This is a genomic window from Desulfoscipio sp. XC116 (assembly GCF_039851975.1).
Lineage (GTDB): Bacteria > Bacillota > Desulfotomaculia > Desulfotomaculales > Desulfallaceae > Sporotomaculum.
Genome location: NZ_CP156660.1, coordinates 2,649,000 through 2,662,910 on the forward strand (window position 1 = coordinate 2,649,000; position 13,911 = coordinate 2,662,910).

The window sequence follows — 13,911 nt, forward strand, 5'->3', positions numbered from 1 at the left end:
TCGCTATAAATACATAGCTTTAAAATATAATGAAACTTGTCTTAGGGGTGGTCTAATTTGTTTAAGCAAAGAAATATTTTAGCGTTGGCAATTGTATTGATCATCTTGACAGGCGGTGGAATCTTTTATATGTTTAGTGTTTATAACAAAAATGGAAAAGATGTAGTTACTCTAAGGATATGGGAAAATGAAAGAACTATGCTTCACCTGCCACTGTATGCAGCCATAAAAGAAGGTTACTTTACCGAGCAGGGCATCATGGTTCAACTGGTGAACCATTCCGGCACAACAGCCAAGAATCCGTATGCAGATGACTTGGCCGATATAATACTCACCGACCCGGTGGATTGCTTATACCATAAATCTGTAAATCCCGCCGCCCCGCAAATTATAGCTGCTCTGGCTCACCGCGACGGCACCTTTATACTGGCCAGGGAAAAAGAAACGTTTTCCTGGGCGGGTCTAAAGGATAAAAACACTATTTGCTACCCGCCTGAAACCGGACCCGGCCTGGTTATGGAGAAAATAATAAGAGATGCCGGCATGATACCCATGCGCGATCTATGCCTGTATAACCGTATCCCCGGTGAATTGCGTCTGGGAGTTTTCAAATCCGGCAGCGGCTCATATGTACAGCTTACCGGTGCCGAAGCCATTATAGCCGAGGAAACAGGCGCCGGGTTTATCGTCGCTCGACCGGGCGAGGCAGTGGTTTTCCCCTCCGTATTATGTGCGGTTAAAACAAAAACACTCAACACACATGCCGACGCGATACAGAGTTTTGTAAACGGTATATATAAAGCTCAATTATGGATGCAGCACGAGCCTGGAATTGCAGCCGGGACAGCTGAGGTTTACTTGGATGACCTGGATAAAAAAACCAGGGGTAAAATACTCCGGGAGTATTCAACAATGAAAATGTGGCCCCCACTGCCCCAGATTGAAGAAAAAACCTTTAATGACATAAAACAGCTCATGGAAACCACCGGGCAACTGGCTATGCCCGTAACTTTTGCAAGTTCCGTAGATAACTCCTTTGCCCGCCGGGCAGCCGACACAATTAAATACATTCCCAAGGAGGAGCGGGAGAAAAGCTGGTTTAGAAAGATAATTGACTAGCACCCGCTGTTACAACTAATCTAACTTGGCCATAATAGTAATAATATTTATCAATAATACCGAAATAGCAATGGTAACAATGATTATTAAAAAAGGAGCGGTGAATTGGCATGAATGTTACAAGAGCCATGCAGATATTCAATTCTGGAAAAAATCATCAAGTTTTATTAAACGGTTCCCCGATTTGGATCGAAAGTCTGAGCGCCGACAAGCAAACAGCCATAGTCAGACCGCTGGAAGACGATGGGAGCATCAAAGAAGTGTCTGTTACTGAACTTGTGGAAAGCTAAAATAACAAGGGGCTGTTGTATTACGAACTATTTAGCCCGCTATGCAACAGCCCCTTGCTATAATCGGCTTAATTATTCGGGTTATTTTCCTCCGTCCAGCTTTCGACAATGCCTAAAATATCTTCCTTACCCTGACCGGTAACGGCGGAAAACAGTATCAGGTGGTCCTCCTCAGCCAACTGCAGGGTTTTGCGTACCACGGCAAGATTTTGCCCGGCCCGCCCCCGGCTGAGTTTATCAGCCTTGGTAGCCACAACTGTGACGGGTATACTGTAGGCTTTTAGCCAATGGTACATCTGCCGGTCATCCGCAGTCGGATTATGCCGCACGTCCACTAATAATATCACGCCGCGCAACTGCTTCCGAGCGGCCAGATAACCCTCAATCATTTTGCCCCACTGAGCTTTCACCCGGACCGGCACTTTGGCAAAGCCATAGCCCGGCAGATCAACTAAATGAAGTTTATCGTTAATAATAAAAAAATTAATCAGCTGGGTCCTTCCCGGCGTGTTACTAGTGCGGGCCAGCCGCTTGCGATTTACCAGAGTATTAAAAAGGCTTGATTTTCCCACATTGGAACGTCCGACCAGAGCCACCTCGGGAAGACTCCCGGCCGGACATTTATCCATTCTTACAGCACTAGTCACAAATTCAGCTGAAGTTATTTTCATTGGGCAGCTCGGCTCCTCCCTCGGTCTCCATAACATTTCCGTATGGTACCTGAGGTGGTGATTCTATCTGCTCCGTTTCGGGTGAAAACTCGTTTTCACGCAGCGCGATACTAAGCACTTCATCCATATGGTCTACAGGTATTAATTCCAGTTGTTTTTTGATATTATTGGGTATTTCCTCAATATCTTTACGATTATCCATCGGCAGCAGCACTATTTTAATGCCGGCGCGATGCGCGGCCAATACTTTTTCCTTAAGCCCGCCTATGGGAAGTACCCGCCCCCGCAGCGTGATTTCCCCGGTCATAGCCACATCATGACACACCTGGCGACCGGTCAGCGCCGAGGCCAGTGCTACCGCCATGGTAATACCGGCCGAAGGACCGTCCTTGGGAATGGCGCCCTCGGGAACATGCACGTGAATATCGTATTTGTCAAATGTCTCTTCTTTAATACCCAGTTCCGCAGCCCGGCTGCGCACATAGCTGTAGCTGGCCTGGGCCGACTCTTTCATTACGTCGCCAAGTTTACCGGTTAAAGTTAACTTTCCTTTACCTTTATAAGTGGTTATTTCAATAGCCAACGTATCTCCGCCCACCTCGGTCCAGGCCAGCCCGGTGGCTACGCCCACCTGGTCTTCCTGCTCAGCGACACCGTAACGGTATTTGGGTCTGCCCAGAAACTGTTCCAGATTCTGCACTGTTACCTTCACTTTGTCGCTCTTACCGGATACAATCTGCTTGGCTGTCTTGCGGCATAGTGAGGCGATATTGCGCTCCAGGCCGCGTACGCCGCTTTCCCGGGTATATTCACGGATAACCCGCCTGATGGTATTTTCGGAAATCTGCACCGTTTCATTATTTAATCCATGCTCTTTAATTTGCTTGGCCAGCAAATGACGCATGGCAATTTGCACTTTTTCTTCCTCAGTATAACCCGATAGATTAATGATCTCCATCCGGTCCAACAGCGGCCGGGGAATATTATGCTGAATATTGGCCGTGGTAATAAACATAACATTGCTCAGGTCATAGGGAGCTTCAATGTAGTGGTCGCTAAAGCTGTTGTTTTGTTCAGGATCCAGCACTTCCAGCAGTGCCGACGACGGATCGCCGCGAAAATCCATGCTCATTTTATCAATCTCATCCAGTAAAAAAACGGGGTTCTTAGAACCTGCGGTCTTCATGCCCTGGACAATCCGTCCCGGCATCGCGCCAACATAAGTACGGCGATGTCCCCGGATCTCGGCTTCATCGCGCACGCCACCAAGTGAAATGCGCACGAATTTGCGTTCCAGAGCACGAGCGATAGAGCGGCCCAGCGATGTCTTACCCACACCGGGCGGTCCCACAAAACAAATGATGGGCCCCTTCATTTTTTTAGCCAGCTTGCGTATGGCCAGGTATTCCAAAATACGCTCTTTAACTACTTTTAACCCGTAGTGATCTTCATCCAGCACCTTCTCGGCCATGTTAATATCCAAGCGATCTCTGGTACTTTTTGACCAGGGCAAAGCTAAAAGCCAATCCAGGTAATTACGCACCACTGCGGCCTCAGCGGCCATGGGAGGCATTTTCTCCAGACGCTCCACTTCTTTGAGTGCTTTCTCCTCCACTTCCTTGGGCAGCTTGGACTTGGCAATTTTTTCTCTCAGCTCTTCGCCCTCGGCCACACGGTCATCTTTTTCACCCAATTCCCGTTGAATAGCCTTAATCTGTTCCCGCAGGTAGTACTCCTTCTGGGTTTTTTCCATTTGCTTGCGCACCCGGACGTTGATCTTACGCTCCATTTCTACAATTTCCAGTTCCCGGGCTACAATGGCGCACAGATTATCCAAACGTTTTACTATATCAATAGCTTCCAGAACAGATTGTTTATCCTCAATACGCAGCGTTAGATGCGAGGCTACTATATCGGCCAGCCGTCCCGGATCATCAATATTAACTACCGTAACTACGGTTTCCGGCGGTATTTTTTTACTCAGCTTAACATATTGCTCAAATTGAGTAACCAGATTACGCATCAGTGCCTCTACCTGGGAACTTTTATTAAATTCCTCGGCATACTGGTCTACCTCAACGCTGAAAAATGGATCTTTGTTCACGTATTTATTAATCTTAGCCCTGGCAATTCCCTCAACAAGAACCCTGATAGTGCCGCCAGGCAGTTTCAACAACTGCTTAACCTCGGCTACCGTACCAACGTTATAGATATCCTTTTCCACGGGGTCATCCGTCTGGGCCTCTTTTTGGGTGGCCAGAAAAATGGCTCTTTCCTTAACCATAGCTTCTTCTATAGCTTGAACCGATTTTTCCCTGCCCACATCCAAATGAATAACCATATAGGGAAAAACCAGTATTCCTCTTAATGGTAACAGAGGTAACACACGTTTTTCTATAGGATTCATGGAGCACCTCCTCCTTCGATGTTGTTCCATCTCATTAACATATGCATGGACAGATCCACTGTTTATTGTAACATACCACAATGGACGTCGCCATAGCAATAAGTGCCATGGCGCTGGAAAACTGCGTATGAGGGCAAGGATCTGAATTTTATCGTAAAAAATTGCTATTTTTAACTTTAGATAACTTTCTCTTCCCCAAATATATATTCATACATCGGCGCCCTAAGTTTGCCGGCATGATCACGTAAGTTTAACCGGCTTACTGGTACCCCCCCGTTATTGTCGCTCCGGCGGCAGGCACAAAATTAGCGCTGCCCAACGCTTCCCTTTGCTGTCCGTTGACGACTAATTTCTTCTCAAGTGTATACGGCAAAAGCGAGCCCTTTATTACCTCTTCCAACGTTTCCACAGGCAGCACTTCCAGGCCCGTCATATCCCGAAACATCTCCTGATAATTATCTGCCGGAACATATACCTTTTTCACACCGGCATGCCGGGCTGCCTCTACTTTAGCCACCACACCGCCCACGGGCATCACATACCCACGAATAGACACCTCACCTGTCATAGCCACAGTATTACTCACAGGCATCCCGGTAATGGCTGAATATACAGCGGTGGCTACGGCCACTCCGGCCGATGGGCCATCCACCGGCGCCCCTCCGGGGAAATTCACATGCAGATCGTAATCGCGTGGGTCCACACTCATAGTACGTCTGAGAACAGTAAGCACATTTTCCACCGCTCCCCGGGCCATACTTTTGCGCCGGATGGTCTTACCCCGGCCGCCCAACTCTTCTTCTTCCACTATGCCGGTAACCACCACTTTACCCTGCCCCGTGAGTGCCGGTATTGCGCCTACCTCGATTTCAAGCAGCATGCCCATATTAGGACCGTACACAGCTAAACCATTGACCAAACCAACCTGCGGTTTGGCCGGCACTTTTTTTTCCGGACGGGGGGCATACTGACCACTGTTAACCACCCATTCCACATCCGAAGGCTCTATTCCTTTACGCTCCTCGGTAATAGCAATGCCCGCAGCCAACTGGATAATATTGACCGCTTCCCGGCCACTGGTGGCATATTTTTTAATAATATCAAGGCCTTGCGCCGACATTGTAAAACCGATTTTCTCCAGGGCGTTAATAGCAATGACGCCTATCTCATCCGGCATCAACTGTCTGAAGAAGATTTCCAGACAACGCGACCGAATGGCCGGCGGAATGCTGTCAGGTGTGCGGGTAGTAGCACCCACCATCCTAAAATCAGCGGGCAGACCATTTTGGAATATATCATGAATGTGCCCGGGAATGTTGGCATCTTCGGAGCTATAATAGGCGCTTTCCAAGAGCACCTTGCGATCCTCCATTACTTTAAGTAATTTATTCATTTGAATGGGATGCAGTTCCCCTATTTCATCAATAAACAGCATACCGCCGTGCGCCTTGGTAACCGCTCCCGGCTTGGGCTGCGGAATGCCCGCCATACCCATGGGCCCGGCGCCCTGGTAAATGGGATCATGCACCGAACCGATCAGCGGATCGGCTATGCCGCGCTCATCAAAGCGAGCCGTTGTGGCGTCCACTTCAATAAAACGAGCATTATTTTTAAATGGGGAAGCAGGGTTTTTCTTAGCCTCCTCCAGCACCAATCTGGCCGCGGCTGTTTTACCAACACCGGGCGGCCCATAAACAATCACATGCTGAGGATTGGGCCCGCATAATGCCGCTTTGAGCGATTTCAGTCCTTCGGACTGGCCAACTATCTCATCGAATCTACCCGGCCTGGTTTTCTCAGCTAAAGGCTCAGAAAGGGATATCTGACGCAGGCTCTGCAATTTTTCCATCTCTTTGCGGGATTCCCTTTCCACCGCCGATCTATTACCCTGCTGCGTTTTAAGTAAATTCCAAAAATACAATCCGATAATTACAGCAAAAAACACCTGGATAAATGTAATAAAGCCGGCTACACCACTGGACAATTCCATAATCGCGACCTCCTCTTGCCGAAACTATATTCCGTAAAACCGGTATGTTAACGAGTATTATTAACAATATTATATTATTGCTAACTTTTACATATTTTATCCAAACCCTTATATTGTCATTTCTTCATTAACCATTAGAAAAAAGAGGAAGGGAAATTAGAGGCTGCCACTGAGATATCGCTTGGTTGGGCTGCCCGCGGAGGACAGCGATAATATGCACTGGAGGCGGCATTTTTGCAGCTTTAAAAGGATGATTATTCAGGCATAAAAAAAGCCACCTTAAGGTGGCTTTTTTTATGCGGATTCTTCTTTTTTCTTTTTACGCTCCATGGAAATAACAATGGGTTTTTCTTTATTTAGTATGGTATCCTTAGTAATTACGCATTTGGCGATATCCTGCCGGGAAGGAACATCATACATAATTTCCAGCATAATATCTTCCAATATGGAACGCAGACCCCGGGCACCGGTTTTTCGCCGCAACGCCTCCTGGGCAATTGTTTTCAAGGCATCGTTCTGAAACTCCAGGCCGACTCCATCCAGATCCAGAAGCTTTTCATATTGTTTAACCAGCGCATTACGCGGCTCGGTTAAAATACGTACCAGCGCGTTTTCGTCCAGCGCGTCCAAAGTGACTATAATAGGCAAGCGCCCCACAAACTCGGGTATCAACCCATAACGCAACAAGTCTTCAGGCAATATATGAGACAGTATTTCGCCAATGCGCATTTCCTGCTTGGGCTTGATTTCGGCGCCAAATCCCATCACCTTTTTACCGGTGCGGTTCTGGATAATTTTTTCAATGCCGTCAAATGCGCCGCCACAGATAAATAATATATTAGTGGTGTCCAGCTGAATAAATTCCTGGTGCGGGTGCTTGCGGCCGCCCTGCGGCGGCACACTGGCCACGGTACCCTCCAGAATCTTCAGCAATGCCTGCTGTACACCTTCCCCGGAAACATCCCGGGTAATGGAAGGATTTTCAGACTTACGGGCAATTTTATCAATTTCATCAATGTAGACAATGCCCCGCTCGGCTTTTTCCACATCATAATCAGCCGCCTGAATCAACTTCAGCAAAATATTTTCCACATCTTCGCCCACATAACCGGCTTCGGTAAGCGAAGTAGCATCAGCAATGGCAAAAGGCACGTTTAGTAATCTGGCCAGCGTCTGGGCCAACAGGGTTTTCCCGCTGCCGGTGGGGCCCAACATAACAATGTTGCTCTTTTGCAATTCCACATCATCTATTTTGCCGCCCAGGTTGATTCTTTTGTAATGGTTGTATACAGCCACAGCCAGCGATTTCTTAGCGCTCTCCTGCCCAATGACATACTGGTCCAAGATATCCTTTATTTCTTTTGGCTTGGGAATATCCCCGAGTTCCAGACCAATATCTTCGCTTAATTCTTCCTCAATAATCTCATTGCACAGTTCGATGCACTCATCACAGATATAAACGCCCGGCCCGGCCACGAGTTTTTTTACTTGATCCTGGAGCTTACCGCAAAAGGAGCATTTTAGCTGACCTTTTTCATTAAACATAATTCCACCTCTTTTAGCTTTGCTTAGCCCTCACAAACACCTTGTCTATGAGACCGTACTCTTTTGCATCTTCAGCCGACATAAAGAAGTCGCGTTCCGTATCCCGGGCTACCTTATCCTTGGGCTGGCCGGTATGCTTGGCCAGCAAATCATTTATAATATCTTTCGTGCGCAATATTTCCCTGACATGAATATCTATATCCGTTGCCTGACCCTGTACGCCCCCCAGCGGCTGGTGAATCATAATCTGTGCGTAGGGTAGTGCAAAGCGCTTACCGGGCGCACCGGCCGCCAGCAGAAACGAACCCATACTGGCCGCCTGGCCAAGGCAAATAGTGGATACATCGGGCTTAACGTACTGCATGGTGTCATAAATAGCCATGCCGGACGTTATCACACCACCAGGCGAGTTAATGTAAATATTAATATCTTTTTCCGGGTCCTCCGCTTCCAAAAACAACAACTGAGCTATAACCAGGTTGGATACATTATCATCAATGGGTCCGCCGATAAATACAATCCGGTCTTTTAAAAGTCTGGAATAGATATCGTAAGATCTTTCGCCCCGGTTGGTCTGTTCAACTACAATGGGAACAAGGTACGACAATGCGGATCTCCTCCTATTATTATACGGTATTGTTTACAACCATACCACTAGAAATAACCCTTGTGCCAATAACTTATTCTTCAGCGGGCGGGTTTGTGTCCTCCACCAGCACAGCTTGCTCGGCAATGAAATCAATGGCTTTTTGTTGCTGTAAACCATCCCGGATAAAATCAATTTGATTCTGTCCTTCAAGTATTTTACGCAAAACCTTGGGATCCTGCTGGTAATTTTCAGCCATTGTGGCAATCTCTTTTTCCAAATCTTCCTCGCCAATCTCAATAGCTTCCTGCTTGGAAATAGCATCCAGCACCAAGGTTGTCTTAACACCTCTTTTAGCATCATCACGAAAACTTTTTTTCATATCGTCAACAGTGGAATCTGTGTATTTCAGATAATTTTCCATGGTCAGACCCTGAGACATTAAGCGTCTTTCCATGTTTACCACCATTTCGTCAACCCGTGTATCGACCATTTCCTCCGGAATATCAACTGCCGCGTTTTCCACGGCCTTTTGTACCGCATCACCCTTAATCTGCTGCCGGGCTTTATTCTCAGCGGCTTCTTTTAACTTATTCAACAAGTCGGCTCTTAATTCCTCCAGGGTATCAAATTCGCTGACATCCTTGGCAAACTCATCATCCAAGGCGGCAACTTCTTTGCGCTTGATGCCCTTTATAGTAACGGTAAACACAGCTTCCTGCCCTTTGAGATCTTCATTTGGATAGTCTTCCGGGAAGGTTACGGTAATATCCCTTGTCTCACCGACAGCAACCCCGATAAGCTGATCTTCAAAACCGGGCACAAAAGTGCCGGAGCCAATCTCCAAAGAGTAGTCCGTTCCCTGGCCGCCTTCAAATTCAACTCCGTCCCTGCGGCCGACAAAGTCGATCAGAGCAATATCACCGCCGGCTACGGCACCCTCTTCCAGGTTGATTAATTGAGCATGCCTTTCCTGCAATTTGACAATTTCTTTGTCCACATCCTGCTCAGTGACCTCCACCTCGGGCTTGGTTACTTCAAGACTGCTGTACTGGCCCAGTGTAACCTCGGGCTTTACGCGTACGGTAGCTTTAAATTTTACAGTCTTACCTTCTTCCACCTGCTCAACTTCAAGCTGAGGCTGTGCTACCGGTTCCACGCCGGTTTCATTTACAGCCTGCATGTAGGCATCGGGAATAACGTATTCCACGGCTTCATTATATAGGGCGGCTTTACCGACATAATTTTCAAATACCACCCGCGGTGTCTTTCCTTTGCGAAATCCAGGTACATGCACATCTTTGACCAGTTTGCGATATGCCTGATCAAGCGCTCTGGCCAACTGTTCAGCATCAACCTCTACATCAAGCACTACTGTATTGTTCTCCAGCTTTTCCGCGGTCGCTTTCATTAATGCTCCCCCTTTTAGGTTGTCATATGTAATGTTTTCCATAGCACAGTATTATTTTATCCAAAACCAGTGCAATTACAAATAGAATTCTACCGCCATGTAATAATTTCCTTCAGCGGTATTGGCAATATAATAACATTTACAAATAAATAGCCGGTTTTACAACCCGGCAATCGTTGTTTAAGGTTACATTTTAGCATGATTAAAGCAAAATAACAAGGTGATATGTATTAAAATTCCACGGCGTATTCATGAGCACATACACGCCCGCATTTTTCAAAAAAGGTAAATCTAAGAAAGTGAGCACAGCACCAAACCGTCCGTTTTTCCTTGCTCTGATCAGCGATCAGGTTTCTTTCCACTTCTTCCGTCAATGTTGAAGACATAAGGAAACCAACTGTCCCATAGCGAAAACAGCCAGTCAATCCTTATGCCTTGACGGTTGATCCGGATATCAAAAACTTAGTTTGCCTGAAATTCAAATTTATCGGCAGATCCCGGTATGCGGGGCTGTTGCCGTCACAATCCGTCTCTTGGGTCTTGCCTTTGGAATGGATGTGTGTTCCCCTTATATACCCAGGTACGCCTCTTTTATGTGTTCGTTGTTTAAGAGCTCCTGGCCGCCGCCCTCCAGAGACACTTTGCCGTTCTCAAGCACATAGGCCCGGTGGCACATGTTTAAGGTCTGCACCACATTCTGCTCAACCTGCAGCACGGTGACACCCGCGCCGTTAATGTCCTTGATGTTTTCAAAAATTTGCTTTACCAGTACCGGCGCCAGACCCAGAGAAGGTTCGTCCAGAATCAGCAGTTTGGGCAGCGCCATTAAACCCCTGCCCAGGGCCAGCATCTGCTGCTGACCGCCGCTCATGGTGCAGGCTTCGTCATTTTGCTTTTCCTCCAGGATGGGGAAATATTCAAACACCCTTTTCATGGTCTCCTTCCGCTTGGCCCTGGCCTCGGAAAACAGCGATCCCATCTCCAAGTTCTCCCGCACGGTCATTTCGGGAAAAAGCCGCCTGCCTTCAGGCACATGAATGATACCCAGTTCCGCGATTTTATATCCGGGCAGACGGGTTATGTCCTTTCCCATAAACTCAATGCTGCCTCGACCAACCTTGAGCAGGCCGGAAATGGCGTTTAGCATGGTGGTTTTACCAGCCCCGTTGGCACCCAGGACGGCCACAAATTCCCCCTCTTGCACCTCAAAGGAAACATCCCACAACACCTGCAGGTCTTTATAAGATACGTTGATATTCTTTACCTTAAGCATAAGCATCTCCCAAATATGCTTTTATTACCTCAGGAGTGTTTGCTACTTCCCGGGGTTTTCCCATGGCTATTTCGCTGCCGAAGTTGATGGCCAAAATCCGATCGGAAATGCCCATCATTACTTTCATGATGTGTTCAATGATGATAATAGTGACACCGGTGTCACGAATACGCCGGATCAGGTCTATAGCCTCTTCGGACTCGCGTGGATTAAGCCCGGCACAGGTTTCGTCCAGCAGCAGCAATTCCGGACCCGTAGCCATAGCTCTGGCAATTTCCAGCCTCTTGCGCAGTGGAATGGGCAAACCTTTAGCCTCGCGATGGGCGTAGGCGCCCAGGTTGCAAAAATCGACAATCTCCTCGGCCTTGTATCTGGCCTTGCCAATGCTGCCGGTGCGCAAAAAGGCACCGGCCATAATGTTTTCAAGGACGGTCATGCGTCTTAGAGGTTTAACCACCTGAAAAGTTCTCCCTATCCCTATTTTACAGATCTTATGCGCGGGCAGCGTGTCGATCCTTTGCTCCTTAAAATAAATTTCGCCCGAAGTAAGTGGGAAAAAACGGCTGATGAGATTGAAAACGGTTGTTTTCCCGGATCCATTGGGACCGATAATGCCTAAAATTTCTCCCTGCTCCACGGTAAAACTCAAACTTGAGACCGCTGTCAGACCGCTGAATTGTTTGGTGATACTTCTTGCTTCAAGGAGACTCATCTACACACCCCCGGATACGCTGGTTTTTTTGCGCCGCGTGAAACGTTTCAATAAATCCAGCTCACCTGCAATGCCATTGGGCAGGAACAGAATGATAACACATACCAGAATACCAAAAACAAGCACATTGGCCGAACCCAGGGTGGTGCGGAACAGCTCTCCCAGAAAGATGTAAATGGCCGCTCCGATGGTGGGGCCCCAGGTGGTGGCAACACCTCCCAGCATGACCACCAGGATTACCATGACCGAAACGTTGGTCAGGTTGAACACGATGTTCGGGTCGATAAAAGCGACGTAATTCATATAGAAAGCCCCTGCCAATCCAGTGAAAAAAGCGCTCGGCAGCAGCGCCAGATTTTTATACATGGTGGCGGGTATGCCCAGGGAAATGGCAGCGTCCTGATCCTCCCTTATGGACACCAGATAGTAACCGATCTTTGAGTGCACGATGAGGTAGGTTACCAGCAGGGTGAGGGCCAGCATGCCCAGCCCGGTGTAATAATAAAACATTTTACCGGTGATGGCGGGCATAATCAAAATACCCTTGGCGCCATTGGAAAAGTTGGTGATATTTAAAAAAACCAGCCTGAAGATTTCACCCAGCGCCAGCATGGCCAGGGCAAAATAAGGTCCTCTCAGTCGGAAGCAGATCATCCCGATAGGCAGGGCGATCAGTGCGGCCACCACCGGGCCCAGGAGTATGCCCCACCAGGGGGAGAGGCTGTAATGCAAGGTTAACAGTCCGGCGGAATAGGCACCCAATCCAAAAAAAGCGGCGTGGCCAAAGGAGACTTGCCCCGCGTATCCGCCCAAAAGGTTCCATGCCGTGCCAATGGTAGCCCAAATCAGAATCAAAATCAATATGTGCAGATGATAGGGGGCTGTAATAAACACCGGCAGCAGGACTGCCAGCAACAGAAAAACAATGGCCATTAAAGACTTTTTATTCAACATATTTTTCTCACCTCTTCACCAGACTCCTGAAACCACCGGGCATGAACAAAAGCACAAGTATAAATATGACCAATCCTACGACATCTTTATAACCCATGGATATATAAGTGGCGCCCAGTGATTCCGAAAGCCCCAGGATCAATCCGCCCACGGCGGCGCCCATGGTACTGCCCATACCGCCCAGAATGGTGATGATAAAGGATTTGGCGGTGAACAAATGTCCGACATCGGGAAAAAGATAAAACAGCGGCAGCAGCAGCGAACCGCCGACTGCGGCCAAGGCGGAGCCTATGCCGAATGTGATCATGGTGATTTTTGAGGCATTTACGCCCATATATACAGCGGCGTCCCGGTCCTGAGCAGTGGCTCTGATGGATTTGCCCAAATCGGTCTTTGTTAAAAAAAGGTGCAGCAGAAAAGTGAAAAGCATGGCGATAAAAAAGCCGATCAACAAAGGCACGCTAATGGACATGCCCCCCCAAAAGACCGTGTCGGAGGAATAGCTTGTGGTAACAGAACGGTAATCGGACTTAAAGAGCAGCCTGGCCGTCTCGGTTAACACCAGCATAATGCCCACCGTGAGCAGCACCTGGTTTTCCGGCAAGATGGAATCCACTTCAACCAACCGGTTAATCATGTATTTTTGAATCAGGCAGCCCAGGAAGAACAGGGCCGGCATGGCGATAAACATGCCGACATAAGGATCTATGCCGAAATTTTTAGAACAAATGTATGTTACGTACATTCCCACCATCACCAGGGCGCCATGAGCCAGGTTGATGATTTTCATTACACCCATGATCAAAGTCATACCGATGGCGATTAAGGCGTACATTCCCCCCAGCAGTATGCCGCAAATAATTGTCTGTCCTAACAACATTTTATATGTACCCCCTAATTTCAAGCAAAAAATTCTTTCTTTTTAGCCGTGCAAACGGAAGGAGCTTGCGCTC

At 47.8% G+C, this 13,911-nt stretch carries 13 protein-coding genes; 2 read left to right on the forward strand and 11 right to left on the reverse strand.

Going from position 1 to position 13,911, the window contains the following annotated elements; genetic code table 11:
* The first annotated feature begins 57 nt into the window (after window positions 1-57).
* Both ABDB91_RS12740 and ABDB91_RS12745 read left to right on the forward strand, forming a co-directional pair.
* Window positions 58-1,119 (forward strand): ABC transporter substrate-binding protein, encoded by a 1,062-nt coding sequence (locus ABDB91_RS12740; RefSeq protein WP_347488090.1) that lies wholly within the window; start codon window positions 58-60, stop codon window positions 1,117-1,119.
* A gap of 110 nt (window positions 1,120-1,229) precedes the next feature.
* Window positions 1,230-1,409, forward strand: a complete 180-nt coding sequence (locus ABDB91_RS12745; protein WP_347488091.1) for an H-type small acid-soluble spore protein — start codon at window positions 1,230-1,232, stop codon at window positions 1,407-1,409.
* 68 nt (window positions 1,410-1,477) lie between these two features.
* Here ABDB91_RS12745 and yihA read toward each other — a convergent pair whose 3' ends face one another.
* The 11 genes from yihA to ABDB91_RS12800 all read right to left on the reverse strand — a co-directional run bounded on the left by yihA (window position 1,478) and on the right by ABDB91_RS12800 (window position 13,838).
* Window positions 1,478-2,080: a ribosome biogenesis GTP-binding protein YihA/YsxC gene (gene yihA, locus ABDB91_RS12750; protein WP_347488092.1), complete on the reverse strand. Its 603-nt coding sequence runs from the start codon at window positions 2,078-2,080 to the stop codon at window positions 1,478-1,480.
* The gene (gene lon, locus ABDB91_RS12755) at window positions 2,061-4,487 is read right to left on the reverse strand and encodes an endopeptidase La (RefSeq protein ID WP_347488093.1); all 2,427 of its coding nucleotides are present in this window, start codon (window positions 4,485-4,487) and stop codon (window positions 2,061-2,063) included. Before lon ends, yihA begins: the two co-directional genes overlap by 20 nt.
* 259 nt (window positions 4,488-4,746) lie before the next feature.
* Window positions 4,747-6,477, reverse strand: a complete 1,731-nt coding sequence (lonB, locus tag ABDB91_RS12760) for an ATP-dependent protease LonB (RefSeq protein WP_347488094.1) — start codon at window positions 6,475-6,477, stop codon at window positions 4,747-4,749.
* A 294-nt stretch (window positions 6,478-6,771) separates the two neighbouring features.
* A complete protein-coding gene (gene clpX, locus ABDB91_RS12765; RefSeq protein ID WP_347488095.1) occupies window positions 6,772-8,022 on the reverse strand; it encodes an ATP-dependent Clp protease ATP-binding subunit ClpX in 1,251 nt (416 codons plus the stop codon).
* Between the two features lie 13 nt (window positions 8,023-8,035).
* Window positions 8,036-8,629 (reverse strand): ATP-dependent Clp endopeptidase proteolytic subunit ClpP, encoded by a 594-nt coding sequence (gene clpP, locus ABDB91_RS12770; RefSeq protein WP_347488096.1) that lies wholly within the window; start codon window positions 8,627-8,629, stop codon window positions 8,036-8,038.
* A gap of 73 nt (window positions 8,630-8,702) precedes the next feature.
* Window positions 8,703-10,019, reverse strand: a complete 1,317-nt coding sequence (gene tig / locus ABDB91_RS12775) for a trigger factor (RefSeq protein ID WP_347488097.1) — start codon at window positions 10,017-10,019, stop codon at window positions 8,703-8,705.
* A 230-nt stretch (window positions 10,020-10,249) separates the two neighbouring features.
* On the reverse strand, window positions 10,250-10,405 hold the full coding sequence (locus ABDB91_RS12780) for a hypothetical protein (protein ID WP_347488098.1): 156 nt from the start codon (window positions 10,403-10,405) through the stop codon (window positions 10,250-10,252).
* A 182-nt stretch (window positions 10,406-10,587) separates the two neighbouring features.
* Window positions 10,588-11,292, reverse strand: a complete 705-nt coding sequence (locus ABDB91_RS12785; RefSeq protein ID WP_347488099.1) for an ABC transporter ATP-binding protein — start codon at window positions 11,290-11,292, stop codon at window positions 10,588-10,590.
* Window positions 11,285-12,004 carry an ABC transporter ATP-binding protein gene (locus tag ABDB91_RS12790; protein ID WP_347488100.1) on the reverse strand — a complete coding sequence of 240 codons (720 nt, stop codon included), beginning with the start codon at window positions 12,002-12,004 and terminating at the stop codon, window positions 11,285-11,287. The genes ABDB91_RS12785 and ABDB91_RS12790 overlap by 8 nt, the downstream gene beginning before the upstream one ends.
* Window positions 12,005-12,958, reverse strand: a complete 954-nt coding sequence (locus ABDB91_RS12795; RefSeq protein WP_347488101.1) for a branched-chain amino acid ABC transporter permease — start codon at window positions 12,956-12,958, stop codon at window positions 12,005-12,007.
* A 7-nt stretch (window positions 12,959-12,965) separates the two neighbouring features.
* Entirely contained in the window at window positions 12,966-13,838 is an 873-nt protein-coding gene (locus tag ABDB91_RS12800) for a branched-chain amino acid ABC transporter permease (protein ID WP_347488102.1), read from the reverse strand.
* Window positions 13,839-13,911: the final 73 nt, after the last annotated feature.